The organism is Serratia sp. TSA_105.2 (genome assembly GCF_052692115.1).
In genome coordinates, this window is record NZ_JBQZFT010000016.1 from 1 (window position 1) to 26,594 (window position 26,594).

Consider the following 26,594-nt stretch of genomic DNA (forward strand, 5'->3'; position numbering starts at 1 on the left):
TTAAAGAGCAGTGCCGAGAAACTCATCGGCGCGGGCTGCGTATATTACGCTTTTCGCCCTGAGAGTCAAGCGTTTATTTCGCTTTCCTCTCGCTGACCCGGCGGCTTGTCAGTCGTTGTTCCCGGTCAGTGGAGGCGCATTATAGGGAGTTCTCGGCGGGCCGCAACCCCTAAATGCAAAAAACTTTTCAAGCGCGGATTTTTTCAGCAAAACGCTGGCCAAACCCGCATTTTTGTCACTTTTCGTACTGGATCTGGCTAAATTCCTGGGCGAAACGGTCGACCTGCTGCCAATCGGTGTACTCCACTTCCTTACTGGTATCCGTTTCACCGCCCGTCATACGCATAATAAATTGAATCATGATGCGGTCGAACCAGCGATAGCGCGGATAACGCAATGCGCCGGCAAACACCGCGCACTGTTTTGGCTGCCACGGCGAGGCCAGCAGGAACTTGCGAGTATAAGCGTTGGTTTGCGGTGAGCGCTTTTCCGGTTTACGCGCGGTCAGGTTCACGGCAAAGAACGCGCTCGGCATTCGATTCAGTTGCTCGGCATGACGCTTGACGAATTTATCCAGCGCCGGGTTAAAGTGCCCGTAACGGATAGACGCGCCGATCATCACCTGCTGATACTGGCTAAGATCGACCTGTTCCGCCTGCAGCAGATCGATCACCTCACAACGCAGCGTGTCCTGCAGCTTGCTTGCTATATAAGAAGCGATAGCGCGTGTTTGCCCGTCACGGCTCGAATAAAGTATCAATGCCTTCATGGCGTACTCCTTATATCAGACTCACTCACGCCAGAAGGTTGGCGTGAACAGCACCAGCAATGTGAACACTTCCAGGCGCCCGAACAGCATCGTCACCACCAGGATCCACTTGGCCGCCGCCGGCATCGTGGTGAAGTTATCCGCCACTACGCCCAGGCCGGGGCCGAGGTTATTGAGCGTTGCCGTCACTGCGGCGAACGCGGAAAAGTCGTCAACGCCGGTGGCAATGATCGCCAGCATGCTGACGATAAACACCAGCGCATAGGCGGAGAAGAATCCCCACACCGCCTCCAGAATGCGTTCCGGCAGCGCACGGTTGCCCAATTTGATGGTATAGACCGCGTTGGGGTGCACCAGCCTTTTCAACTCGCGCGAGCCCTGCAGGTACAGTAGCAAGATACGGATCACTTTCAGGCCGCCGCCGGTCGAGCCGGCGCAGCCGCCGATGAACGCCGAACACAGCAGCAACATCGGTAAGAACAGCGGCCACTTGGCGATGCTGTCGGTCGTAAAACCTGCCGTGGTCGCCATCGATACCACCTGGAAAAATGCCTGATTGAGCGTTTCCATACCGCTCTTATAGACGCCATGTCCCCAGAGCACCAGCGTGCACACCACCACCAGCGTCAGTTGAACGAAGATAAACATGCGGAATTCAGGATCGCGCCCGTACACCTTCAGACTGCGGCCGCTTAGCAAAGCGAAGTGCAGGCCGTAGTTACAGCCGGAAATCAGCAGGAACACGGCGATGATGGTGTTAATGGTCGGACTGGCGTAATAACCGATACTGGCGTCGTGGGTAGAAAACCCGCCGATGGCGATGGTCGAGAAACTGTGGCCGATGGCGTCGAACACCGACATCCCAGCCCCCCAGAGCGCCAGCGCACAAGCGACGGTCAGCAACACATAGATTAGCCACAGGGTTTTGGCGGTTTCGGCGATGCGTGGGCGCATCTTGTTATCTTTCAGCGGCCCGGGCATTTCTGCCCGATACAGCTGCATGCCGCCGACGCCGAGTATCGGCAGTATCGCCACCGCCAGCACGATGATCCCCATGCCCCCCATCCATTGCAGCATTTGGCGATAGAACAGAATGGCCTTCGGCAGCGAGTCTAACCCCACCAGCGTCGTCGCACCGGTGGTCGTCAATCCCGAGAAGGATTCAAAGAAGGCGTCGGTCAGCGACAAGTTGGGCCGCTCCGAAAACAGGAACGGCAATGCCCCTACACTGCCCAGCACGGTCCAGAACAACACGACGATAAGGAAGCCTTCACGGGGCTTCAGCTCGTGTTTCTGTTTGCGGTTCGGCCACCACAGCATCAGACCGATGGTCAGCGCCACGAAGAAGGTTTGGCTGAACGCGCGCCCCGCCCCATCGCGGTAAATCAATGCCACCAGACCGGGAATAAACATCGTCCCGGAGAACAGGATGACCAGCAGACCAACGATACGGGTTATGGCGCGAAAATGCATTTCAGCACGATCCTTAGCAATTCAATTGGGAGGAATTATTGCGAAATGGGGGTTAATTGCAAATTACCGCGACTGAGATCACGCAATTTATTTCCAAACAGCTCGACCTCGGTGGCCGGCAACGCCAGATGCAGCACGACGGCGGCACCGTATTCACCCTGCAGGATCCGACCTGCGGTTTGCTGCAGCAAGTTCTCCACCAGCGCCAACTGCGCATAGTCGCACTGCAAGATATATTCGGCTTCCGGCACCTTTTGTGCCAACGCCAACTGCTTCAACGCCTGTTGAACACCGTTGCCATAGGCTTTCACCAGCCCGCCGGTGCCCAGCTTGACGCCGCCATAGTAACGAACGACCACGGCGGTCACTTCGCCGATACCGCTGCCCATCAGCTGCGCGAGGATCGGTTTGCCGGCGGTGCCCGACGGTTCTCCGTCGTCGGAGAACCCCAGCTGCTGCGAGTCATCGGGGCTGCCGGCGACGAAAGCCCAACAATGGTGCCTCGCCGCCGGGTGCTCGTCCCGCACCTGCTGAATAAACGCCTTTGCCGCTTCTACCCCGCTGGTCGGCGCCAGCAGGGTGATAAAACGGCTCTTCTTTATTTCTTCGGTAAAGCAGGTTGCTTCCGCCGGTATCGGGTACGGCCGCATCAGGCCAGGTTCAGATCGCGCGTCATGTTCTCGATGCGCTTTTCGTGGATCACGATGTTGTCTTCGATGCGGATGCCGCCGTACGGCTTCAGCGCATCGATGCGATCCCAGGCGAAGTGCTGCTTGAACTCACCGCTGCGCCACGGCGCCAACAGAGAGTCAATGAAGTACAGACCCGGCTCGATGGTCAACACCATGCCCGGCTGCAACACGCGGGTGCAACGCAGGAACGGATACTTGGACGGCGCCGCCAGGTGGGTGCCTTGCTCGTCCTGCATAAAGCCGGCGGCGTCGTGCACCTGCAGGCCCAGCGGGTGGCCCAGCCCGTGCGGCAGGAACGGCGTGGTGATACCCGTTTCAACCATCGCCTCTTCGCTGAGGCCGTTCACCAACTTGTGATTCTTGAGCAGCTTGGCGATGCGCTGGTGCATCTGCACATGGTAGTCGGTATAACGCACGCCGGTTTTGATGGTATCGATCAACGCCAGCTGCTCACCGTTGAGATCTTTCACCAGGTGGGCAAACTCGCTGCCGCTTTGCGCCGCGTAGGTGCGGGTCAGATCGGCGGCGTAGCCGTTATATTCCGCGCCGGCGTCGATCAGGAAACTCAGGGATTCGGCCGGCGGCTGATGATCCAGCTTGGTGTAGTGCAGTACCGAAGCGTGTTCGTTCAGCGCCACAATGTTGTCGTAAGGCACGTCGGTATCGCGGTGGCCGGTCGCCGTCAGGTAGGCCAGGTTGATGTCGAACTCGCTCATGCCGGAGAGGAAGGCCTCATGCGCCGCACGATGACCGGTTACCGCCGTCTTCTGCGCTTCGCGCATGCAGGCCAGCTCATAGCCGGTTTTGATCGAACGGTGGAAATCCAGGTAGTTCAACACCGCTTTCGGGTTGATGTTCTCAGAAGGGATGCCGAGATCGCGGGCGCGCTGTTGCGCATAACCGATATAGCCCACGCGCTCGCGCTGCGGCGGAAGCTGCTGGGCGATAGCGTGGGCGTTGGCCAGCGGCATCAATTCAAGGGATTTGGTCCAGAAACTCTCCGGCAACGGCTCTACGCTGTGCCAGTAGTCGACCGGGGAGTAGAACCACAGCTTCGGCTTGTTGACACCGTCGATCCACAACCAGCAGTTCGGCACCGACGTCACCGGCACCCAGGCTTTGAAATGCGCGTTCACTTTGAACGGATAGCTATGGTCGTCCAAAAATACCTTTTGCAGTTCCCCGGAGTGAATCAACAGCGCATCCAACTTGTTGCGCTCCAGCACTTCGCGCGCGCGTTTTTGCAGCTCTGCCAGGTGGTCGTTATACAAAGAAGCCAGCGTTTCCATCACAGTACCCTTATGCCTTAGCACGAAAGAAGCCATCTTAACACAGCGCTCCGACGCACCAACCTCATCACGTTGGGCATGCGGAGCAGCTCGCAATTCCCTGCAAATGCCGTTACATCCGCAGTTTAACCATTAGCCAGCCGGCCAGACCGAACAACGCTATCGCCAGCACCGGCAAGGCAGCGCCGATGACGAAGATCGAAATGGACAGCTCGGTGGCGCGCCGGCTCATCGCCAACTCCCGCATCACCGTCGGCAGCGAAGGCAAATACACGGTCGTCGCCATCTGCGCCATAAACACCAACAGACACGTCAGCGTCATGGTTCTGGCGGGAATACTCCATAAGCCGCTGCGTTTGACACAGGCCGCCTTGTTCATGCCTCACCTCGCCTGAATGATAAATCGCTGCAGGCAAGTGTATGAGGGCCGACAACCGCCAGCAAATGCCGATAGCACATAAAATATAACTTCTTTTTAAATCAAAACACTAACTTGGTGAGATGTGATCAGACCAGCAAATATGCAATCTCTCATTTGCATATTTTTAACATAAAAACCACACTCCTCATCATCTGGTCATACCAGATCATACGCTGATTCAGGAGATAGACATGCTCTACCAAGGCGAAACATTACAACTGCACTGGCTCGATAACGGCATCGCCGAGCTGGTGTTCAACGCACCGGGCTCGGTCAACAAGCTGGACACCCGTACCGTCGCCAGCCTGGGCGAAGCGCTCACCGTGCTGGAAAACCAGCCTGAGCTGAAGGGGCTGTTGCTGCGCTCCTCCAAAGCCGCGTTTATCGTCGGCGCCGATATCACCGAATTCCTTTCTCTGTTCGCTGCACCGGCTGAAAAGCTGCAAGAGTGGCTGGTGTTCGCCAACAATGTCTTTAACCGGCTGGAAGATTTGCCGGTGCCGACCATTTCGGCCATTAACGGCTATGCGCTCGGCGGCGGTTGCGAATGCATTCTGGCGACCGATTTCCGCGTCGCCTCACCGGATGCGCGCATCGGCCTGCCGGAAACCAAATTGGGCATCATGCCGGGCTTCGGCGGTTCCGTCCGCCTGCCGCGCCTGCTGGGTAACGACAGCGCGCTGGAAATCATCGCCGCCGGCAAAGACGTCAGCGCCAAAGACGCGTTGAAAGTCGGCCTGGTGGATGCGGTGGTGGCACCGGAAAAACTGGTCGAAGCGGCGCTGAAAATGCTGCAACAGGCGATCGACGGCAAGCTGGACTGGCGCGCCGCGCGTCAACCTAAGCTGGAGCCGCTGAAGCTCAGCCCGATTGAAGCAGCGATGAGCTTCACCACCGCCAAAGGCATGGTGCTGCAGACCGCCGGGAAACATTACCCGGCGCCGATGACCGCAGTGAAAACCATTGAAGCCGCCGCCAAACTGGGCCGCGATGAAGCGCTGAAACTGGAAACCGCCAGCTTCGTGCCGTTGGCGCGTTCCAACGAAGCGCGCGCGCTGGTCGGCATCTTCCTTAACGATCAGTTCGTGAAGGGCCAGGCGAAAAAGCTGGCCAAGAATGTGGATGCGCCGAAACAGGCGGCGGTACTGGGCGCCGGCATCATGGGCGGCGGCATCGCTTACCAATCGGCGCTGAAAGGCGTGCCGGTGATCATGAAAGACATCAGCGACAAGTCGCTGACGCTGGGCATGAACGAAGCGGCCAAGCTGCTCAATAAGCAACTGGAGCGCGGCAAGCTGGATGGCTTGAAAATGGCGCAGGTGATCTCGACCATTCAGCCGACGCTGGACTACGCCGGCATCGAGCGCGCGCAGGTGATCGTTGAAGCGGTCGTCGAGAATCCAAAGGTCAAAGCCGCCGTGCTATCGGAAGTGGAAAACCTGATCGATGAGGACACCGTTCTGGCGTCGAACACCTCGACCATTCCGATTAATCACCTGGCAAAATCGCTGAAGCGCCCGCAAAACTTCTGCGGCATGCACTTCTTTAACCCGGTACACCGCATGCCGCTGGTTGAAATCATCCGCGGCGAACAGACCAGCGATGACACCATCGCCAAAGTGGTGGCCTACGCCAGCCGCATGGGCAAAACGCCAATCGTGGTGAACGACTGCCCGGGCTTCTTCGTCAACCGCGTGCTGTTCCCGTATTTCGCCGGCTTCAGCCTGCTGCTGCGCGACGGCGCCGACTTCCGTCAGATTGATAAAGTGATGGAAAAACAGTTCGGCTGGCCGATGGGCCCGGCCTACCTGCTCGACGTCGTGGGCATCGACACTGCGCACCACGCGCAGGCGGTAATGGCCGCCGGCTTCCCGGATCGCATGAGCAAAGATTATCGCGACGCCATTGACGTGATGTTCGACAACCAGCGCTTCGGTCAGAAAAATCAGCTGGGCTTCTATCGCTACAGCCAAGACAGCAAAGGCAAACCGCGCAAGGACAACGACGAGCAGGCCGATGCGCTGCTGGCCGCAGTGAGCCAGCCGCGCCAGACCATCAGCGACGAAGAAATCATCGCGCGCATGATGATCCCGATGATCAACGAAGTGGTTCGCTGCCTGGAAGAGAAGATCGTCGCCAGCCCGGCGGAAGCCGATATGGCGCTGGTCTACGGCATCGGCTTCCCTCCGTTCCACGGCGGCGCGTTCCGCTACCTGGATACGCTCGGCACCGCCAACTACGTTGAGCTGGCCCAGCGTTACGCACACCTCGGCGCCCTGTACCAGGTGCCGGCCGGTCTGCGCGCCAAGGCCGAACGCAATGAAAGCTACTACCCGGTGGCGACACCGCTGTCCGACGTCGCTACCCGCCAACCGGCATGAGGTCATAAAGATGGAAAACGTAGTTATTGTTGATGCCGTACGCACGCCGATGGGCCGCTCCAAGGGCGGCGCCTTCCGCCAGGTGCGCGCCGAAGATCTCTCCGCTCACCTGATGCGTGAAGTGCTGAGCCGCAACCCGGCGCTGGACGCCGCCGAGATCGATGACATTTATTGGGGCTGCGTGCAGCAGACGCTGGAACAAGGCTTCAACATCGCCCGCAACGCCGCGCTGCTGGCCGAGATCCCACACCGCGTGCCGGCGGTGACCGTCAACCGCCTGTGCGGCTCTTCGATGCAGGCGCTGCACGACGCGGCGCGCGCCATCATGGTTGGCGACGCGCACGTCAGCCTGATCGGCGGCGTGGAACACATGGGCCATGTGCCGATGAACCACGGCGTGGATTTCCATCCGGGGCTGAGCCGCAGCGTGGCCAAAGCCGCCGGGATGATGGGGCTGACCGCCGAAATGCTGGCCAAGATGCACAACATCAGCCGCCAGATGCAGGATGAGTTTGCCGCCCGCTCCCACCAGCGCGCGCATGCGGCGACGCTGGCCGGTTACTTTAAAAACGAGATCATACCGACCAACGGCCACGACGCCGATGGCGTGCTGACCCGTTACGATTTCGATGAAGTCATTCGCCCGGAAACCACCGTCGAAAGCCTGTCGGCCCTGCGTCCGGCGTTCGATCCGGTCAACGGCACCGTCACCGCCGGTAGTTCTTCCGCCCTGTCGGACGGCGCTTCCGCCATGCTGCTGATGAGCGAATCGCGCGCCAAAGCGCTCGGTTTGAAGACCCGCGCCCGCATCCGCTCGATGGCGGTCGTCGGCTGCGATCCTTCCATCATGGGTTACGGCCCGGTGCCGGCCAGCAAGCTGGCGCTGAAACGCGCCGGTCTGAGCGTGCAGGACATCGATCTGTTCGAGCTGAACGAGGCGTTCGCCGCCCAGTCGCTGCCGTGCATCAAGGATCTGGGGCTGATGGACAGCATCGACGACAAGATCAACCTGAACGGCGGCGCCATCGCGCTCGGCCACCCGCTGGGGTGTTCAGGCTCCCGCATCTCGACCACCCTGTTGAACAACATGGAACGTCGCGACGCACAGTTCGGCCTGGCGACCATGTGCATCGGCCTGGGCCAGGGCATCGCCACCGTCTTTGAACGCGTTTAGCTGTGTCTATCTTGGGATGACCGCGTCACAACTTCAAATCGCGGCATCCCGCCAAGTTTAGTTGCCGTTCTTCCCGCCTGTCAGGGGCGGGTTTTTTATGCCTGAAGTTTGCCGGCGCCCAAATAAAAACGGGGCGACCCTCGGCCACCCCGTTCACTGCGCACCGCATCGGTCAGATAAACGAAAACGCGTCGCCGAACATATGCGCTTCCAGCGCGCCGCGCTCGGCGCAGAAACGCTCACGGGCGATTTTCGCCATCTCGAAACGCCCGGCGATATAGATATCGTGCTCCGCCAGCGTGCCGAAATCCTGCAGCACCGCGCTGAGCACGGTGCCGCTGCGGCCGCGCCATTCGGCTTCCGGCTGCTCGACCACCGGGATCACCTTCAGATTCGGGTGCTGCAATGACAGCGCTTCCAGCTCGCTCAGATCGTACAGGTGCTTCAGCTCACGCCCGCCCCAGTAGATCGAAATGTCGCGATCCGGCTGCTGCTCCAACGCGGTCAACAAGATTGAACGCGCGTAGGAGAAGCCGGTGCCGCCGGCGATCAGCACCAGCGGACGGCTGCCTTCTTCCCGCAGCCAGGCGTCGCCGTGCGGCATATCGACGGTGATCGCCTGCTCTTTCAGGATGCGATCCATCACCGCCATGGCGTACAGATTCAGCTCCGAAGCGCCGATGTGCAGCTCGATGTAATCTTGCTGCGTTGGGGTAGATGCCAGCGAGAACGGGCGTTTGTCACGCTCGTCCATCACCACCATCAGATATTGCCCTGCCTTGAAAGAAAACGGCTGCTCGGGCACCAGACGTACCCGATAAACCGTATCGGTAATGGCCTCTACCGAGGTCACTTTACAGCTCAATATTGTCATGCGTTCCCTCTGTCGGGTCATCAATGCAAAGATGAGAACAGGGCCTGACGCTACAGCGTCGGCTCCCTGTCACTGAAGATTGCGAGCTCATCCCAGATTTCGTCGACGCGCGCACGTACCTTTTCATCCATCTGAATCGGACGGCCCCATTCGCGATCGGTTTCACCCGGCCATTTATTGGTGGCGTCCAGCCCCATCTTCGAACCCAGGCCGGAAACCGGCGAGGCGAAGTCCAGATAGTCGATCGGCGTATTCTCCACCAGAACAGTATCCCTTGCCGGATCCATTCGTGTGGTGATCGCCCAAATCACGTCGTTCCAGTCGCGCGCATTGACATCGTCATCGCAGACGATAACAAATTTGGTGTACATAAACTGCCGCAGGAACGACCAGACGCCCATCATCACGCGTTTAGCGTGGCCGGCGTACTGTTTCTTCATGGTCACGACCGCCAGACGGTACGAGCACCCTTCCGGCGGCAGATAGAAATCGACGATTTCCGGGAACTGTTTTTGCAGGATCGGCACGAACACTTCGTTCAGCGCCACGCCCAGGATCGCCGGCTCATCCGGCGGGCGGCCGGTGTAGGTCGAGTGGTAGATCGCGTTGCGGCGCTGGGTGATGTGGGTGACGGTGAACACCGGGAACTGGTCGATTTCATTGTAGTAACCGGTGTGGTCGCCGTAGGGGCCTTCCGGCGCCATTTCACCCGGCTCGATATAGCCTTCCAGCACGATTTCGGCGCTGGCCGGCACTTCCAGATCGTTGGAAAGGCACTTGACCACTTCGGTTTTATTGCCGCGCAGCAGCCCGGCAAAAGCGTATTCAGACAGGGTATCCGGCACCGGCGTGACCGCACCGAGGATGGTGGCGGGATCGGCACCCAGCGCAACCGCGACCGGGAAACGCTCGCCGGGGTGCGCCTGGCACCATTCCTGATAATCCAGCGCGCCGCCGCGATGCGACAGCCAGCGCATGATCACTTTATTCTTGCCCAGCACCTGCTGGCGATAGATGCCGAGATTTTGCCGCTCCTTATGCGGGCCGCGAGTCACCGTCAGCCCCCAAGTGATCAGCGGCGCGGCGTCTTCCGGCCAGCAGTGCATCACCGGAATACGGCCCAGATCGACATCATCACCCTGCCATACCTGCTCCTGACAAGGCGCGGAACCCAGCACCTTGGTCGGCATGTTCAGCACCTGCTTGAACTTCGGCATTTTGTCGAACAGATCGCGGAAGCCTTTCGGCGGCTCCGGTTCTTTGAGGAACGCCAGCAGTTTGCCGACTTCGCGCAGCGCGCTGATGTCTTCCTGCCCCATGCCCATCGCCACGCGATTGGCAGTGCCGAACAGGTTGCACAGCACCGGCATGTCGTACCCTTTCGGGTTTTCAAACAGCAATGCCGGGCCGCCTGCCCGCAGGGTGCGATCGGCAATCTCCGTCATTTCCAGGTAAGGATCGATCGGCTGGCTGATGCGTTTTAGTTCCCCTCTCTTCTCCAGCAACGAGAGGAAATCGCGTAAGTCACGGTATTTCATGCTGATCATTATAACGGCCAGTGGGGAGGGCATTATAAGCCCTCTTCACGGTTGTTGCTGCAATTTTGTTAACGCCGCCCGCTGCCGGGTGGCCCTCAGCCGCAGTTGAACGGCACCAGCGCGGCCAGCGCACGCGTATCCTGATATTCGCGCGTCTCCTCGCCGTGGCGGAACACCTTGAAGCCTTGCCCGTTAGCGCTGAAGTAACGCAGCGCATTGCCTTCAACGTGCAGCAAGCTGCCTTCACGCAGCGCCACCACCGATTCGCTCGGGTTGATCGCGCAAAACTCCGCCAGGCGCTCGTCACGGGTTTCGCCCATGTGGCCGCTGATATGCGCGTCGATGTAATGCGGGTTGATCTGCACCGGGAACAGCCCCAGCGCCGGCAGCACTACGCTGCAGCGCACCGGCATATCATTGGTGGTGCGAATGCTCGGCGTGGCCACGTTGCAACCGGCGCTCCAGCCGACGTAAGGCACTTCACGCTCGCGCACCGCGCGCTGGATGGGCACAATCAGGCCTTGCTCGTGCAGCATTTGGTTCAGCAACCAGGTATTGCCGCCGCTGACCAAAATGCACTCCGCCTGCGCGATCGCCGCCGCCGGCGAAGCGGCGTGGTGGATACTGGTGACTTCGATGCCCAGCGTTTGCGCCAGCTCCTGCGCACGCTGGTCGTAGTCGTAACGGATCAACGCATAAGGGATAAAGACGGCGGATTTGATGCCGCGACGCGCAATCATCGCCAGCAGTTGGCTTTTGGCGTACCCCAGCAGCTCGGCTTCGCCAGACAGCTTGCCGTTGCTCAACAGAAACAGCTCCATTTCTCTTCCCCTCGATCAAAAACGATGAATAGCGTCACAGCCGGTGGCGCAACGCCTTGTCATACTGTGACGGTAACAAATTTTTAGCCCTCTGTTATACCAGCGCCGCATCGATAAGTGTGTGACCCCTCGCTAATAGCCGCATATTCATAGAGATAGGTGATGTTACACGCTGAAACTTGCATCACTATGTATCCGGAATAGCTTTTGATATGCTTACCGGCTGGCAGAAAGGCATGTGAAATTATGGAATCCTGGTATCTACTTTATTGCAAACGTGGTCAGCTGTTGCGGGCGCAGGAACATCTGGAACGGCAGCAGGTAAACTGCCTCAGCCCGATCATCACGCTGGAAAAGATCGTGCGCGGCAAACGCATCGCGGTCAGCGAACCCCTGTTTCCCAACTATCTGTTTGTGGAGTTCGACCCGGAGCGCATTCACACCACCACCATCAGCGCCACCCGCGGCGTCAGCCACTTCGTGCGTTTCGGCGCGCTGCCGAGCGTCATCCCGAGCAAGGTGATCGATGAGCTGCGCACGCACACCAGCGAAACCTACGTCGATCCGGAAACCCCGCAGCCGGGGGATACCGTCCTGATCGTCGACGGCGTGTTCGAAGGGCTGCAGGCGATCTACACCGAGCCGGACGGCGAGGCCCGCTCGATGCTGTTGCTCAACCTGATCAACAAACAGGTCAGTCAAAGCATCGACAACCGACAGTTCCAGAAGATGTAATGCAAAAGGCGCCCTCAGGCGCCTTTTTGTTGGCTCATTTGGCGCTTAACGACGCATCGCGTCGTCGTGCAGCCACTGGGCGACACGCTTGGCGAAGTAGGTCAGCACACCGTCGGCGCCGGCGCGTTTGAAGCACATTAACGACTCCATCACCGCAGGTTGCTCCTGCAGCCAGCCGTTCTGAATCGCCGCCATATGCATGGCGTACTCGCCGGACACCTGATAAGCGAAGGTTGGCACGCCGAAGGTATCCTTCACGCGGCGCACAACGTCGAGGTACGGCATGCCCGGTTTCACCATTACCATGTCCGCACCTTCCTGCAGATCCTGTGCAATCTCCTGCAGCGCTTCGTCGCTGTTGGCCGGATCCATCTGATAAGTCTTCTTGTTGCCGCCCTTCAGGTTGCCGCTGGAGCCCAGTGCATCGCGGAACGGGCCGTAGTAGCACGAAGCATACTTGGCGGAGTAGGCCATAATCTGGGTATTCACCAGGCCCTGCAATTCCAGACGATCGCGGATCGCCCCGATGCGGCCGTCCATCATGTCGCTCGGCGCCACGATTTCCGCACCCGCTTCGGCATGGGACAGCGCCTGACGCACCAGGATGTCTTTGGTCACGTCGTTAATCACATAGCCCTGCTCATCAATGACCCCGTCCTGCCCATGCGTGGTGTAAGGATCGAGCGCAACGTCGGTCAGAATGCCCAGCTCAGGCACCGCGTCTTTCAGCGCACGCACCGTGCGCTGCACCAGCCCTTCCGGGTTATAGGCTTCTTCCGCGTGCAGCGATTTCAGACCCGGTTCGATCACTGGGAACAGGGAGATCACCGGCACGCCGAGTTTGGCGATGGTTTCCGCTTCCTTGACAAGCAGATCGATCGTCATGCGCGATACGCCCGGCATCGAGGCCACTTCTTCCTGGCGGTTGCTGCCTTCCATGACGAACACCGGATAAATCAGGTCGTTGACCGTCAGTTGGTTCTCGGCCACCAGGCGGCGGCTGAAGTCATGACGGCGCACGCGGCGCATACGGCGACCAGGGAAGGTGCCCGGAAATGCATAGCTCATAGTTTTCTCCTAGCTCAAACCAGCCGGAATAGCCGGCGGGCGTTCTCATCAGTTTTTTGCCCCAGCCATTGCGGCTCTTCCTGTCGCCAGACGGCGACCTGATGCACGATATGGGGCAGGAAACGAGGTTCGTTGCGGCGAGATGCGGGTTTAGGTTGTAAATCCCGGGGCAACAGATAAGGGGCGTCCGTTTCCAGCAGCAGACGCTCGGCCGGGATCTGCGGCAACAGGGCGCGCAATTCCAGGCCACGCCGCTCGTCGCAGACCCAACCGGTAATCCCGATCGACAGGCCCAGCGACAGGCAGCTTGTTAATTCTTCGGCGGTGCCGGTGAAACAGTGCACCACGGCCGCGGGCAGTTTATCCAACCACGGCGTCAGTAGCTCGGCAAAACGTGCGTGTGCGTCGCGGCAGTGGAGAAACACCGGCAGCGCCAACTCCGCCGCCAGCGCCAGCTGCGCGGTGAACGCCGCTTCCTGCTGCGCGGGTGTCGAGAAATTGCGGTTGAAATCCAGGCCGCATTCGCCGATCGCCGCCACTTCAGAACGCGCGGCCAACGCATAAATCAGCTCGGCGGTGTGTTCATCCCAACCGCTGGCGTAGTGCGGATGCACGCCAGCGGTTGACCAACAGTAGCCCGCATGTTGCTGCGCCAGTTCAGCGGCCTCGCGGCTCTCCGCCAGATCGGTGCCGGTAATCAACATCCCTGTCACGCCCGCGGCGCGGGCGCGTTCCACCACCGCCTGGCGGTCTTTGGCGAATTGGCTGCTGGTGAGATTAACGCCGATATCAAACATGGTTTTTTCCAAAGCAAAAGCCGCCCAATGGGCGGCTTCGCAATCAATGTGGATCAAGGTGTTGGAGGTTCGTCACCCTCGTCTTCTTCTTCCGTTTGTGGACGACGTTTTCCGGTATAGAAGCGAGCGAAGAACACCCCCACTTCAAACAGCAGATACATCGGTATTGCCAACAGGGTTTGCGAGAACACGTCCGGCGGCGTCAACAGCATGCCGACCACAAACGCGCCAACCAACACATACGGCCGTTTCTTCTTCAGATCTTCCGGCGAGGTGACGCCACTCCAGCACAGCAGAATGATGGCGACCGGCACTTCGAAGGCAACGCCGAACGCCATAAACAGCGCCATGACGAAATCGAGGTAGTTTTTAATGTCGGTCGCAATGGTCACCCCCATCGGCGCGGTCTTGGCAAAGAAGCCGAAGGCCAGCGGGAACACGATGAAGTAGGCGAAAGCCATGCCGAGGTAGAACAGCAGGCTGCTGGACACCAGCAGCGGCATCATCAGGCGGCGTTCATGCTTGTACAGCGCCGGCGCGATGAATGCCCACACCTGATACAGAATCATCGGCGCTGAGACGAACACCGAGACGATCATGGTCAGCTTGATCGGCGTAAAGAACGGTGACGCCACGTCGGTGGCGATCATGCTCGCCCCGGCCGGCAGCTGCTTGAGCAGCGGCGCAGAGACCAGCTGGTAGATGTCGTTGGCGAAAAACACCAGCACCACGAACACCGCCAGCACGCAAATAATCGAGTTCAACAGCCGCTTGCGCAGCTCTATCAGATGACTGATAAGGGGTTGGGTATCTTCAACAGCCATGTATTAACGATCGCCACTAGATTGGTGAGACGCTGGGGTTTTATCCGCAACAGGTTCGACAGGTGCCGGCGCAGTTTCCATCGGTGCTTTAGCCGGTTGCGCCGCCACAGGCGCAGTCGGGGACGCAGCCGCAACGACCTCCGGCTCCGCTGCCGGTTTTGGCACGGCGGCGGGCGCGCTGGCGCTGGTTGCCGCTTCCGCCGGCGTCACGCCGTCGTGCAAGGCTTCCGGATCGGTGATCTGCGGGTTATGAATGGTGTTCGCCAGCTCTTCTTTCTCGCCCCGGTAGGTGCGTTTCAATGAGTCCGCCGCGTCTTTCAGCTCATCCATCGACGCCTTCAACTCCGGCGTCAGGTTCTGCAGGCCGGCCTGTTCGGCTTTTTTCAGGCTGTCCTGCAGCTCCTGCAGCTTCAGCTCCTGAGACAGTTCGTGCTGCACCGAGGCCGCCAGCGAGCGCAGCGCACGGATCCAACCCGACACCGTTCTGACCGCGACCGGCAACCGTTCCGGCCCCAGAACAACCAGGCCGATCACCAGCACCAGCAGCAGCTCACTAAACCCAATGTCAAACACGGTTTATACCTGCTCTTTGTTCTTCGACTCTTCCGGTTTTACTTCCGGCTGCTTATCGGTAATAGGCTTGGCCGAGAAGTCAGCGTCATCCAGGCTGCTTTTCTCAGCCGTGTTGGGGGTCGACGGCGTATCGTCGCCGATCGCCTTCTTGAAGCCCTTGATCGAGGCGCCGAGATCGGAGCCCAGCGTGCGCAGTTTTTTGGTACCGAACAGCAGCACCACGATCACTGCGATGATCAACAATTGCGTAATACTAATACCGCCCATTTTAATTACCTCTAATTTCAAAGGGTCTTTTAAAGCCAGCCCGCATTATAGGGCCGACTTTACCAGAGTGACGAATTAAATCAGGTGGTTCGCTTCCAGCCAATCACCCAGCATACGATGCCGGCGGCCATCATCCAGGCGGGAAACACCTCGATTTGCCCCAGCAGCAACAGCGTGCCGCTTACCAAGAGTGTAGCGCCAACGCCGAACAAATAACGTGACTGCCCCTGACGAACCCGCTGAGCCTGCATTTGGTTGGTCAGCTTATCAACGCTTTGTTGCAACAGTTTATGCTGCTGCAGGCTGTCGTAAAACAGCTCGGGCAGTTCGGGCAGCTTCTCCGCCCAGAACGGCGCTTTTTCTTTGAGCGCGCGCACCACGGCAGGGATGCCGACCTGATCGCGCAGCCAGCTCTCGAGGAACGGCTTGGCGGTGGTCCACAGATCCAGCTGCGGGTAGAGCTGACGCCCCAGCCCTTCAACATACAGCAAGGTCTTCTGCAATAACACCAGCTGCGGCTGCACTTCCATATTGAAGCGGCGCGCAGTGTTGAATAGGTTCAGCAGCACGTTGCCGAAGGAAATCTCCGCCAGCGGTTTCTCGAAAATCGGCTCGCACACGGTGCGGATGGCGAATTCGAAGTCTTCCACGTTGGTGTCGCGCGGCACCCAACCGGAGTCGACGTGCAGTTCCGCCACCTTGCGGTAATCGCGGTTGAAGAAGGCGATGAAGTTTTCCGCCAGGTAGCGTTTATCATCCTTGTTCAGCGAGCCGACGATGCCGCAGTCGATGCCTATGTAGCAAGGATCTTCCGGATGTTCGTAGCTGACGAAAATATTACCGGGATGCATGTCCGCATGGAAGAAGCTGTCGCGGAATACCTGGGTAAAGAACACCTGGACGCCGCGTTCCGCCAACAGTTTCATGTTGGTGCCCTGCTGCTCCAGCGTGGTGATATCCGAGACAGGAATGCCGTAGATGCGCTCCATCACCAATACGCTTTCACGGCAGTAGTCGGAATAAACTTCCGGTACGTACAGCATCGGGCTGCCGTCGAAATTGCGACGCAGCTGAATGGCGTTGGCCGCTTCGCGCAACAGGTTCAATTCGTCCAGCAAGGTTTTCTCGTACTCGCGCACCACTTCGCGCGGGCGCAGACGGCGGCCGTCCGGCAACAGCTTCGGCACCCAACCTGCCAATCGGTACATCAGGCGCACGTCGGCCTTGATAATCGGCCCGATATCCGGCCGGATCACCTTCAGCACTACTTCCTGACCGGTAGTTTTCAGCCGCGCGGTATGCACCTGCGCGATCGAGGCAGAGGCCAGCGGCTGCTGATCGAAATCGTCGAACCAGGTTTCCAGCGGGCCGCCCATCGCCAGTTCGATATGTTTACGCGCCAGCGCGCCGTCGAAAGGCGCGACCCGGTCCTGCAACAGCGTCAGCTGATCGGCAATCTGCGGCGGAAACAGATCGCGGCGGGTCGACATCATCTGGCCGAACTTGATCCATACCGGCCCCAGCTCCTGCAGCGCCAACCGCAGGCGTTCACCCAGCGGCTTGTCCTTGTGCCGATTCGGCATCCAGAACAACAGCCGGCGGCCGAAGCGCAGCGGCAGCGTCAAACGCATAGTCGGGATCAGCTCGTCCAATCCGTAGCTGAGAAAAACGCGGACGATAAAATACAAACGTCGCAGTTCGCCTGGGGTCATCGCTTACCCTCCAACGTGTCCATGCGGGCAGACAGCGCTTCCGCGCTGCGGGCGAGTGCATCAACTTCCTCGTTGAACCACACCACTTCCAATGGCCCCGGCGCCAGGCGCCACTCTTCCGTCAACGCCTCAGCCATGTCCTGCTGCCGGCGCATAAAGCCGGCTTTCAGCAGCGAGGCGCCTTTTCCCAGCGCCTGCGTAATGCCCTGGGCGGCGATATCGCCGATGTAAGGCGCCAGCCATTCCGCCGGATCCCACTCCGCCAGATCGAGCAGGCCAACCAGCTGTTGCACCACCTGAATATCGCCTTCCACCGTCAATTCACCGCTGCGCATCAGCACCGGCAACTGCTGGCGATCGCGCAGCTTCAGTAAGGCGGGAATGCGGCTGCGCACGGTGCAATCGGCGCTGTCTTCAGACTGCCCCAGCACGTCCACGCGCAGTTCGCTGAACACCAGCACCAGCGGTGAAGCCAGCTCTTCCAGTTCGATACGCAGCACCTTGCCCGCCAGGCGTTGGCGAGCGGCTTTCATGCTGCGATCGCGAAACAGCAGGTTATTCAGCGAGGTTTCCAGCGCACCGGTCAGCAGAGGGGTAAACAGCATCGGCATCTCCCTCTCAGAACTTGAAGCCGCGATGCAGGGCGACAATCCCACCGGTCAGGTTGAAATAGGTGACGTTTTCAAAACCGGCGTTGCCCATCATGCCCTTCAGGGTTTCCTGATCGGGGTGCATGCGGATCGATTCCGCCAGGTAGCGGTAGCTGTCCGGATCTTTCACTACCAGCTCGCCGATCTTCGGCAGCACGTGGAAGGAATAAGCGTCGTAAGCTTTGCTCAGCGGCGCCAGCAGCGGCTTGGAAAACTCCAGCACCAGCAGGCGGCCGCCCGGCTTCAGCACGCGGAACATCGAGCGCAGCGCTTTGTCTTTGTCGGTGACGTTGCGCAGGCCAAAGGAGATGGTGATGCAATCGAAGTAATTATCCGGGAACGGCAGCGCTTCGGCGTTGGCCTGCACGTAATTGATGTTGCCGACGATGCCGCGATCGCGCAGCTTCTCGCGTCCCATCTTCAGCATCGAATCGTTGATGTCCGCCAGCACCACCTGCCCCTGCTCGCCGACCATGCGGGAGAACTTGGCCGCCAGGTCGCCGGTACCGCCGGCCAGATCCAGCACGCGCTGCCCGCGGCGCACGCCGCTGCAGTCAATGGTGAAACGCTTCCAGATACGGTGGATGCCGAACGACATCAGGTCGTTCATCACGTCATACTTTGCCGCTACCGAATGAAAAACGTCCGCCACCATGGCCTGTTTTTCGTCTCTAGCGACGGTGCGAAAACCGAAATCGGTGGTTTCCTGCGGTTGATCTGCCATTGTCCTGCCTGCTATTCAGTCAATTTTGTGTGGATGAGTGTACCAGAAGCCAGGGGAATACCCCACCTCGCCACGGCCTCAGCCGTGCGAAACGAAACCTGGTTCCCCGGCGGTATCGTCATCGTCTTTCGTCTGCGGCAGCGCGGCGACATCATCGTCGTTCGCCTCTTCCGCTTCATCGTGTTGCGCGCCGGCTTGCTGCGCCAGCAGCGGGTTGATCGGCCGTTTAACCTCAACCCCCAACGCGCGGAAACCTTCAATTTGGCCGATAAGGTTACCACGGCCTTCGCTCAGTTTGTTCATCGCCTGACGATAACTGCCCTGCGCCTTGTCCAGGCTCTGCCCCAGCGCGGACATATCGTCCACGAACAGCCGCATCTTGTCATACAGTTTCGCCGCGCGATCGGCGATGCGCTGGGCATTTTGGCTCTGATGCTCATAACGCCACAGGTTGGTGATGGTACGCAGTGCCACCAGCAACGTGGTCGGGCTGACCAGCATGATGTTGTGCTTAAGCGCTTCGCTGATCAGCTCCGGCTCGCGATCGATAGCCAGCAGGAAGGCAGGCTCGACCGGAATGAACATCAGCACATAATCCAGCGAGCGCAGCCCCGGCAGCTGCTGATAGTCCTTGCGGCCCAACATGCGAATGTGGCCGCGCAGCGAGGCGATATGTTCGCTCAGCGCCGCCTCGCGCTCCACCTCGTCTTCACCGTTGAAATAGCGCTCGTAGGCGATCAGCGACATCTTGGCGTCGATCACCACATCCTTGCCCTGCGGCAGGCGCACGATGACATCGGGCTGCATGCGGCTCTGGTGATCCACCCGCACGTTGACCTGCGTTTCATACTCGTGCCCTTCGCGCAGGCCGGAGGCCTCCAGCACCCGGCTCAGCACCACTTCGCCCCAGTTGCCCTGCGTTTTGTTGTCGCCTTTCAGCGCCTTGGTGAGGTTAATGGCCTCGCGCGCCATCTGTGCGTTCAACTGCTGCAGATTACGTATCTCGTGCGTCAGCGTGTGGCGTTCCCGCGCCTCCTGACCAAAGCTGTCCTGCACCTGACGGCGGAAACCGTCCAGCTGTTCACGCAGCGGCAGCAGCAACCGATCCAAGCTTTGCTTATTTTGCTCGTCCACCTTGCGGCCGCTGTGTTCAAAAATGCGGTTGGCGAGGTTTTCAAACTGGGTGGTGAGGCGTTGTTCGCTGTTGATCAGCAGGCGCTGCTTCTCCTCCGCCGCCATGCGCGTCTCTTCCAAACGGATGGTGACTTCGCGCAGCTCAGCCTCCTGCGCGCTGTTAACCTCGCGCTGGGCGCGCAGCTCCTGGTTGAGCAGTTCGCATTCGTTGCGCCAATGGTTGAGCTGTTGCAGCTTTTCATGCCCGGCCGCCAGCTGGCTGTGCAGGTTACGCAGCTCCAGCTCGCTCTGCCGCAGCTGCTGCTCGTGGCGCTGCAGAGCCTCCTGCCGCGCCGCCGTTTCCTGCTGCGCCTGCTGCAACGCTTGCTCCAGCAACCGCAGCTCGGTTTCATGCTGCGCATTCGTCTGTTGCACCCGCAGACTGGCGATCAACCACCCCAACAGCATGCCGATCGTTACGCCGCCAATCCCATAAATCAGACTGGTATCCACTCTGCCTCCTGTTGCACCTTGCCGTTCCGGCGTTTCGCACGCCCATTGCCCGTCACGTTAAGGGGAGGCTGTATGGATGTCCAGCCTGATTTTGCCCGCCGCGCACAATATTGCGCGGCGCTGCGCAATTTAGCGAGAAATCAGCCCAGCCACTGGCTGAGCCACTTGATGCCGAATGCCCCCGGCGCCAGAATGCCGAACGCCCAGATCATCGCCGACGTGACGTTGGCCAACTGGAAATAACGCTGTGGCATCCCGCAAATGCCGCCCACCAGCGGCACCACGGCACGCAGCGGGCCGAAGAAGCGGCCGATGAAGATGCCCAGCACGCCCCAGCGTTCAAAGAACGCGTGGCCGCGCGCCAGCAGTTGTGGATTGCGCGACAGCGGCCACATATGCGCCACCCGGTCCTGATAGTGATAGCCGATCCAGTAAGAGAGCCAGTCGCCGAAAAACGCCCCGACGGCGGCAGCGGCCCAAATCGGCCAAAAGGCGATGCCGCTTTCGCCGATCAGCGCGCCCAGCGCCAGCAGGATCACCGTGGCCGGCAGCAGCAGCGACAAAAACGCCAGCGACTCGCCGAACGCCAGGAAAAAGATGATGGGAATGGCCCAGCCTTCGTGCTGACGCACGACGTCGCTGACCCAGTTGATAACGTCATTGAGACTCAATGCGGGGCTCCTGATACGCGATAATTCGCCGCCTAGGATAGGCCGGGGCGAGTTAAACCCCGGCTAAACGCGCGGCGATTTACTCGAGGTAGAACGCCTGCACCGCTTCGCGCTGGGCCGCGCCCAGGCCGTATTCCGCTTCCAGCCAGCGGTCGGTGGAACCGTATTGCTGACGGATGCAGCCCAACGCCGTCATCAGGAACTCCTCGCGCGCGCTGAGCACGTAGGCGAATTGCTCCAGCGCCGCCGCATTCAGCTTGATAGACAGCTGATCCAGCATCTGCTCGCGGAAAGTGGCCAGCGTGGTTTCGGTTAGCAGATAGTCTTCCAGCACCGTCGCTTCGTCGGCCCCCAGCGCGAACAGCACCAGTGCCGAACCGACCCCGGTGCGATCCTTGCCGACCGCGCAGTGCTGTACGATGGCGCCGCCGCCAGGATTGCTCAACAGCTGCGCCAGCCGCTGATAGGCCGCATTGCCGAACGGCAGGCGGCGATACAGCTCCAGCATGAACGCCCGGGCGTCGAAGGCGGCCAGCGTCTCGTTGGTGAGCTTCTCCAGGTTGGCGTTGACTTCGCTGCTCAGCGGGTTGGCCGGCACGTGGTGATAGTCGGCGCCACTCCACAGAATATCCGGCTTGGCCTGCACCTCATCGGCATCGCGGTAGTCCAGCACCGAACGCACCGGCACGCCGGCGAGAAAGGTGCAGTCGTTTTCCGTCAGCCGCTCGAGGGAACCGGAGCGGAACAGCAGGCCGCGCTTGATGCGGCGCCCGTCGGCCACGCCGTTGCCGCCGAAGTCGCGGAAATTGATGCCGCCGTCGAGCGGCGCGAGCGAAGGATGAAGCAGGATCTGGGCGGTCATAAACGTCCTCGTTGTTTTTGTTATGACAACGCGCGGCAGCCATCGGCGCAGCGCTGAGGAGTATCACCGTAACAGATTCGCCGCGAATGGAAAAACGGGCCGCGTCGGCGGCCCGCTGGGGGAAAGGCGATTACAGCAGGCGGCGGGCGGCGTCCACCACGATCTGCACCGCTTTGCTTTCGGTGTTTTTCATGGTCTCGGCGTTCGGGATCTCTTGCTGGGTGCGGTTGACGATCACCCCGGCCACCATGCCGGCACGCAGGCCCTGGCTGGCACACATGGTCAACAGCGTGGCGGATTCCATTTCATAGTTCATCACGCCCATCGCCTGCCACTCTTCCATCGAGCCTTTGAAGCGGCTGACCACGCGGCCGGAGTAAGTGTCGTAACGCTCCTGGCCCGGATAGAAGGTATCGGAGGAGGCGGTCACGCCGATGTGCGTGGTAGCGCCGCTGGCCTTGGCCGCTTCCACCAGCGCGGTGGTGCAGGCGAAGTCCGCGACCGCCGGGAACTCCATCGGCGCAAAGTGCAGGCTGGCGCCGTCGAGGCGTACCGCCGCCGTGGTGACCAGCACGTCACCGACGTTGATGTTCGCCTGAATGGCGCCGGTGGTGCCGATGCGCAGGAAGGTGCGAATGCCCAGCTGCGCCAGCTCTTCCACCGCGATAGAGGTAGACGGGCCGCCGATACCGGTAGAGCAGACGATCACCGCCTTGCCGTCCAGCTCCGCGCGCCAGGTAGTGAATTCACGATGGGAGGCCAGATGCACCGGATTTTCCATCAGCTTGGCAATCTTCTCTACGCGCTGCGGATCGCCCGGCACGATGGCAAGCTGGGCCCCTTGTAAATCGTTCTTGGTGAGGCCGAGATGAAAAACGTCAGACTGAGACATACGAGACTCCTCATGGATCATGTTTATTGGGAGGAACAAAAAAGCACTCTACTGAAAATCGCCGCTTAATTTCGTGACGATAGTCACTATGAAAAGAGAAACAAATTACATGCTACATATTTTTTGTGATTTTTATCACAAAAATCACTGTAACGCCCCCAGAGCGCACCGCTATACCTCAGTCTAGCCGACAAATCTTGCCGCCCTCTGCCCGTTGGTTGCCGGCTGAAACTATTTAGCTGATCAATTCGAAATACCCTCATCTTATCGGTTGCTTAGGGACAAAAAAGCCCTCTAACGCACCTTATGGCACTTACGCGGGGCAAAACGCGTAATAACATGATAAAAAGCGCTTAAAAATGCCGCAAAGCCAGATAATTAGCCGTTTTTTATCAACTTGTCCGAAAGTGCGCCACGCAGCGCCAATAATGGGTAATCTTTCCTATAGTTAATCTCAGCGCTTTTTTCTATTGCACGGAGACCGCAATGAAAACCGAACATGTGATGACATTAGAACAGCCTCAGGGGGGATTCGCCCCGGCCGCCGCGCCGTTGGCCGCCTCCGCGATTATCACCGACGAACAGGGCATTCACGCCGGGCAAACGACCATTCCTTCTCAGGGCGACGCGCTGCCGGCCTACGTCGCCAAACCCGCCGACCAGAGCGGCCCTTTCCCCATCGTGCTGGTGGTGCAGGAAATCTTCGGCGTCCATGAACATATTCAGGATCTGTGCCGCCGCCTGGCCAAGCAGGGCTATCTGGCGATCGCGCCCGAGCTCTATTTCCGCCAGGGCGACGCCAACGACTACACCGATATCGGCGAGCTGTTCCAGCAGTTGGTCACCAAGGTGCCGGATCGTCAGGTGCTGTCGGATCTGGATCACGCCGCACACTGGGCTATCCGCCACGGCGGCGACGCCGGCAAGCTGGCGATCACCGGTTTTTGCTGGGGTGGCCGCATCACCTGGCTGTACGCGGCGCATAACCCGCAGTTGAAGGCGGCGGTCGCCTGGTACGGCAAACTGGTCGGCGAGAAAACGCTGAATTCACCGAAGCAGCCGGTCGACGTCGCCACCCACCTGTCGGCGCCGGTGCTGGGGCTGTATGGCGGCCAGGACAGCGGCATCCCGCTGGAGACGGTGGAAACCATGCGTCAGGCGATCCGCGCCGCCAACGCCGAGGCCGAAATCGTGGTGTATCCCGAGGTCGGGCATGCGTTCAACGCCGATTATCGTCCCAGCTACAACGCCGAAGCGGCGCAAGACGGCTGGCAGCGCATGCTGGCGTGGTTCGCCCAGCACGGCGTCAAATAATTTCCCGCGCATAAAAAAGGGCGCCGAAGCGCCCAATCATCACACCAGTAAATCCATAAGCGGCGGTTTACCCGCCGCACGGCATCACGCGTGCTCGCGCAGGCGCTGTGCCGCCAATACCATGTTGGCCAGCGACTGCCTGGTTTCCGGCCAGCCGCGGGTTTTCAGGCCGCAATCCGGGTTAACCCACAGGCGTTCCGCCGGGATGTTCTGCGCCGCTTTACGCAGCAGCGCTTCAATCCATTCCACGCTCGGCACGTTCGGCGAGTGGATATCGTAGACGCCCGGCCCGATTTCGTTCGGGTATTCGAACTCTTTGAAGGCTTCCAGCAGATCCATATCGGAACGCGAGGTCTCGATGGTGATCACGTCGGCGTCCAGCGCGGCGATGGAGTCCATGATGTCGTTGAACTCGCAGTAACACATGTGGGTGTGGATCTGGGTGTCATCCCGCGCCACGGCGGCGTTCAGTTTGAAGGCGTCCACCGCCCAGTTCAGGTACGCGGCCCAGTCGGATTGGCGCAGCGGCAGCCCCTCACGCAGCGCGGGTTCGTCGATCTGGATGATGCCGATACCGGCTTTTTCCAGATCTTCTACCTCGTCGCGCAGCGCCAGCGCAATCTGCTTGGCAATCACTTCACGAGTCACGTCTTCACGCGGGAACGACCAGCACAGGATGGTCACCGGCCCGGTCAACATGCCTTTCACCGGCTTGTCGGTCAGCGACTGGGCGAATTTGGCCCATTCGACGGTGATGGCTTCCGGGCGGCTGACGTCGCCGATGATGACCGGCGGCTTCACGCAGCGGGAGCCGTAGCTCTGCACCCAGCCGTTTTGGGTAAACACGAAGCCGTCCAGGTTCTCGCCGAAATACTCCACCATGTCGTTACGCTCGGCTTCACCGTGCACCAGCACGTCCAGCCCGAGGCGCTCCTGCTCGACGATCGCCTGTTTGATGTGCTCACCGATGCTGGTGCGGTAGTTGTTGCCGTCCAAACGACCCTGTTTGAAGTCCAGACGCAGGCCGCGGATCTCGGTGGTCTGCGGGAACGAACCGATGGTGGTGGTCGGCCAGGCCGGCAGGTTGAAACGCTCGCGCTGCGCCCTGGCGCGCTCGGCGTAAGCGCTGTGGCGTTCGCTGTCCTGCGCGGTGATCGCGGCCAGGCGACGCTCAACCTGTGGGTTGTGCACGCGGCTCGACTGACGGCGGGCGCGGATCGGTGCGCTGTAGGCATCCAGTTCAGCCTGCTTGGCCGCGTCAGGCGCGTTCAGCGCCGAGCTCAACAGCGCCAGCTCGGCGCATTTTTGCAGCGCGAAGGCGAACCAGCTTTTCACTTCTTCGTCCAGACGGCTTTCCACGCTCAGGTCGATCGGGCTGTGCAGCAGTGAACAGGAGCTGCCGATCCACAGTGGGCGGGTGCCCACCAGCGGCTGAAGACGTTCGAACCAGCGGCTCAGATCGGCGCGCCAGACGTTGCGGCCGTTGATGACCCCCAGCGACAGCAGCCAGTCGTTCGGCAATGCGGCGCTCAGCGCGGCAATATCGTCATGGCCGGCGACCAGATCGACGTGCAGCCCCTGCACCGGCAGCGTGCGGACGGTATCGAGGTTGTGGCCGACGCTGTCGAAATACGTGGTCAGCAGCAGCTTCACCTGCCCCTGCAGCGCGTCGTAAGCCGGTTTGAACGCATCCAGCCAGGCTTGCGGCAGCTCCAGCACCAGCGCAGGCTCATCAATTTGCACCCACTCGACGCCGCGTTTCGCCAGCTCGGCCAGCACCTGTTGGTAAACCGGCAGGATGTCTTTCAGCAGCGACAGGCGGTCGAACGGCTCGCCCTTCACCTTCCCCAGCCACAGATAGGTCACCGGGCCCAGCAGCACCGGCTTGATGCGATGGCCGAGCGCCAGCGCTTCGTCCACTTCGTCCAGCAGCTGAGTCCAGCCCAGCTTGAACTGCTGGCCTTGCTGGAATTCAGGCACCATGTAGTGGTAGTTGGTGTTAAACCATTTGGTCATTTCCGCCGCGGCCGCCGGCTCGCCGGTCGGTGCGCGGCCACGGCCGATGCGAAACAGCGTGTCCAGATCGATCGAGCCATCCGCATTCTGATGGCGCGCCGGCACGTTGCCCAGCAGCAGGCTGGTGGTCAACACATGATCGTACCAGGCGAAATCGCCGACCGGCACCAAATCCACCCCGGCCTGCTGTTGCTGCTGCCAATGACGAGCGCGCAGCTCGCGGCCAACCGCCAACAGTTCTTCCTGCGTTGAATTGCCGGCCCAGTAGCTTTCCTGAGCTTTTTTCAGCTCACGTCGTAGCCCAACGCGAGGAAAACCCAGTGTGTGATTCAAAATTGCCATCGTCATATTCCCCATTTAGCCGTCCAGATGTTTACACATCCATAATCAGCAGGTACTGTATTAACCACAAGCGCAATTTATTCACTGTC

At 60.0% G+C, this 26,594-nt stretch carries 24 protein-coding genes and 1 pseudogene; 4 read left to right on the plus strand and 21 right to left on the minus strand.

Annotated features, from left to right (window positions below; all coding sequences use genetic code 11):
- Positions 1-235: 235 nt before the first annotated feature.
- The 5 genes and pseudogenes from hemG to ACUTSC_RS23920 form a co-directional block, all read right to left on the minus strand.
- The gene (gene hemG, locus ACUTSC_RS23900; protein WP_025304933.1) at positions 236-769 is read right to left on the minus strand and encodes a menaquinone-dependent protoporphyrinogen IX dehydrogenase; all 534 of its coding nucleotides are present in this window, start codon (positions 767-769) and stop codon (positions 236-238) included.
- Positions 770-790: 21 nt separating this feature from the next.
- On the minus strand, positions 791-2,242 hold the full coding sequence (gene trkH / locus ACUTSC_RS23905) for a Trk system potassium transporter TrkH (RefSeq protein ID WP_004934492.1): 1,452 nt from the start codon (positions 2,240-2,242) through the stop codon (positions 791-793).
- A gap of 35 nt (positions 2,243-2,277) precedes the next feature.
- Positions 2,278-2,892: an IMPACT family protein gene (locus ACUTSC_RS23910; protein ID WP_004934489.1), complete on the minus strand. Its 615-nt coding sequence runs from the start codon at positions 2,890-2,892 to the stop codon at positions 2,278-2,280.
- Positions 2,892-4,223, minus strand: coding sequence for a Xaa-Pro dipeptidase (gene pepQ / locus ACUTSC_RS23915; RefSeq protein ID WP_197768241.1), 1,332 nt, complete (start codon positions 4,221-4,223; stop codon positions 2,892-2,894). Before pepQ ends, ACUTSC_RS23910 begins: the two co-directional genes overlap by 1 nt.
- A gap of 166 nt (positions 4,224-4,389) precedes the next feature.
- A pseudogene (locus ACUTSC_RS23920) lies at positions 4,390-4,602 on the minus strand (MFS transporter); the annotation flags it as partial.
- 233 nt (positions 4,603-4,835) lie between these two features.
- Here ACUTSC_RS23920 and fadB point away from each other — a divergent pair.
- Both fadB and fadA read left to right on the plus strand, forming a co-directional pair.
- Complete coding sequence (gene fadB / locus ACUTSC_RS23925) at positions 4,836-7,025, plus strand: fatty acid oxidation complex subunit alpha FadB (protein WP_197768242.1); 2,190 nt, start codon at positions 4,836-4,838, stop codon at positions 7,023-7,025.
- 10 nt (positions 7,026-7,035) lie between these two features.
- Positions 7,036-8,199 carry an acetyl-CoA C-acyltransferase FadA gene (gene fadA, locus ACUTSC_RS23930; protein ID WP_197768243.1) on the plus strand — a complete coding sequence of 388 codons (1,164 nt, stop codon included), beginning with the start codon at positions 7,036-7,038 and terminating at the stop codon, positions 8,197-8,199.
- A 172-nt stretch (positions 8,200-8,371) separates the two neighbouring features.
- On the opposite strand, the gene fre is transcribed toward fadA, so the two are convergent.
- The 3 genes from fre to pepE form a co-directional block, all read right to left on the minus strand.
- Positions 8,372-9,073, minus strand: coding sequence for an NAD(P)H-flavin reductase (gene fre, locus ACUTSC_RS23935; RefSeq protein ID WP_107227480.1), 702 nt, complete (start codon positions 9,071-9,073; stop codon positions 8,372-8,374).
- A 50-nt stretch (positions 9,074-9,123) separates the two neighbouring features.
- Complete coding sequence (ubiD, locus tag ACUTSC_RS23940) at positions 9,124-10,644, minus strand: 4-hydroxy-3-polyprenylbenzoate decarboxylase (RefSeq protein WP_048326642.1); 1,521 nt, start codon at positions 10,642-10,644, stop codon at positions 9,124-9,126.
- A 62-nt stretch (positions 10,645-10,706) separates the two neighbouring features.
- Positions 10,707-11,432, minus strand: coding sequence for a dipeptidase PepE (pepE, locus tag ACUTSC_RS23945; RefSeq protein ID WP_004934469.1), 726 nt, complete (start codon positions 11,430-11,432; stop codon positions 10,707-10,709).
- A 246-nt stretch (positions 11,433-11,678) separates the two neighbouring features.
- Between pepE and rfaH the strand changes: the two genes are divergently transcribed.
- Positions 11,679-12,167: a transcription/translation regulatory transformer protein RfaH gene (gene rfaH, locus ACUTSC_RS23950; RefSeq protein ID WP_033644965.1), complete on the plus strand. Its 489-nt coding sequence runs from the start codon at positions 11,679-11,681 to the stop codon at positions 12,165-12,167.
- Positions 12,168-12,212: 45 nt separating this feature from the next.
- Here rfaH and hemB read toward each other — a convergent pair whose 3' ends face one another.
- The 12 genes from hemB to udp all read right to left on the minus strand — a co-directional run bounded on the left by hemB (position 12,213) and on the right by udp (position 22,833).
- Positions 12,213-13,235 (minus strand): porphobilinogen synthase, encoded by a 1,023-nt coding sequence (gene hemB / locus ACUTSC_RS23955; protein WP_033636707.1) that lies wholly within the window; start codon positions 13,233-13,235, stop codon positions 12,213-12,215.
- Positions 13,236-13,249: 14 nt separating this feature from the next.
- The gene (gene tatD / locus ACUTSC_RS23960; protein WP_197768244.1) at positions 13,250-14,032 is read right to left on the minus strand and encodes a 3'-5' ssDNA/RNA exonuclease TatD; all 783 of its coding nucleotides are present in this window, start codon (positions 14,030-14,032) and stop codon (positions 13,250-13,252) included.
- A gap of 53 nt (positions 14,033-14,085) precedes the next feature.
- Positions 14,086-14,856: a Sec-independent protein translocase subunit TatC gene (gene tatC / locus ACUTSC_RS23965; RefSeq protein ID WP_197768245.1), complete on the minus strand. Its 771-nt coding sequence runs from the start codon at positions 14,854-14,856 to the stop codon at positions 14,086-14,088.
- A gap of 3 nt (positions 14,857-14,859) precedes the next feature.
- Positions 14,860-15,429, minus strand: a complete 570-nt coding sequence (tatB, locus tag ACUTSC_RS23970) for a Sec-independent protein translocase protein TatB (RefSeq protein WP_197768246.1) — start codon at positions 15,427-15,429, stop codon at positions 14,860-14,862.
- A gap of 3 nt (positions 15,430-15,432) precedes the next feature.
- Complete coding sequence (tatA, locus tag ACUTSC_RS23975) at positions 15,433-15,696, minus strand: Sec-independent protein translocase subunit TatA (RefSeq protein ID WP_004934452.1); 264 nt, start codon at positions 15,694-15,696, stop codon at positions 15,433-15,435.
- A gap of 80 nt (positions 15,697-15,776) precedes the next feature.
- Complete coding sequence (gene ubiB, locus ACUTSC_RS23980) at positions 15,777-17,408, minus strand: ubiquinone biosynthesis regulatory protein kinase UbiB (RefSeq protein WP_197768247.1); 1,632 nt, start codon at positions 17,406-17,408, stop codon at positions 15,777-15,779.
- Entirely contained in the window at positions 17,405-18,013 is a 609-nt protein-coding gene (gene ubiJ, locus ACUTSC_RS23985) for a ubiquinone biosynthesis protein UbiJ (RefSeq protein ID WP_197768248.1), read from the minus strand. The genes ubiB and ubiJ overlap by 4 nt, the downstream gene beginning before the upstream one ends.
- A gap of 13 nt (positions 18,014-18,026) precedes the next feature.
- Positions 18,027-18,782, minus strand: a complete 756-nt coding sequence (gene ubiE / locus ACUTSC_RS23990; protein WP_025304918.1) for a bifunctional demethylmenaquinone methyltransferase/2-methoxy-6-polyprenyl-1,4-benzoquinol methylase UbiE — start codon at positions 18,780-18,782, stop codon at positions 18,027-18,029.
- Positions 18,783-18,860: 78 nt separating this feature from the next.
- Positions 18,861-20,408: a DNA recombination protein RmuC gene (gene rmuC, locus ACUTSC_RS23995; protein ID WP_060424144.1), complete on the minus strand. Its 1,548-nt coding sequence runs from the start codon at positions 20,406-20,408 to the stop codon at positions 18,861-18,863.
- Between the two features lie 140 nt (positions 20,409-20,548).
- Positions 20,549-21,079 carry a DedA family protein gene (locus ACUTSC_RS24000; RefSeq protein ID WP_019455291.1) on the minus strand — a complete coding sequence of 177 codons (531 nt, stop codon included), beginning with the start codon at positions 21,077-21,079 and terminating at the stop codon, positions 20,549-20,551.
- Between the two features lie 79 nt (positions 21,080-21,158).
- A complete protein-coding gene (locus tag ACUTSC_RS24005) occupies positions 21,159-21,941 on the minus strand; it encodes a tyrosine-protein phosphatase (RefSeq protein WP_197768249.1) in 783 nt (260 codons plus the stop codon).
- Between the two features lie 130 nt (positions 21,942-22,071).
- Positions 22,072-22,833, minus strand: coding sequence for a uridine phosphorylase (udp, locus tag ACUTSC_RS24010; protein ID WP_004934432.1), 762 nt, complete (start codon positions 22,831-22,833; stop codon positions 22,072-22,074).
- A gap of 486 nt (positions 22,834-23,319) precedes the next feature.
- Between udp and ACUTSC_RS24015 the strand changes: the two genes are divergently transcribed.
- On the plus strand, positions 23,320-24,147 hold the full coding sequence (locus ACUTSC_RS24015; protein WP_197768250.1) for a dienelactone hydrolase family protein: 828 nt from the start codon (positions 23,320-23,322) through the stop codon (positions 24,145-24,147).
- An 84-nt stretch (positions 24,148-24,231) separates the two neighbouring features.
- Here the strand turns inward: ACUTSC_RS24015 and metE are convergent, their stop codons facing one another.
- The gene (metE, locus tag ACUTSC_RS24020) at positions 24,232-26,520 is read right to left on the minus strand and encodes a 5-methyltetrahydropteroyltriglutamate--homocysteine S-methyltransferase (RefSeq protein ID WP_072271075.1); all 2,289 of its coding nucleotides are present in this window, start codon (positions 26,518-26,520) and stop codon (positions 24,232-24,234) included.
- Positions 26,521-26,594 lie beyond the last annotated feature (74 nt).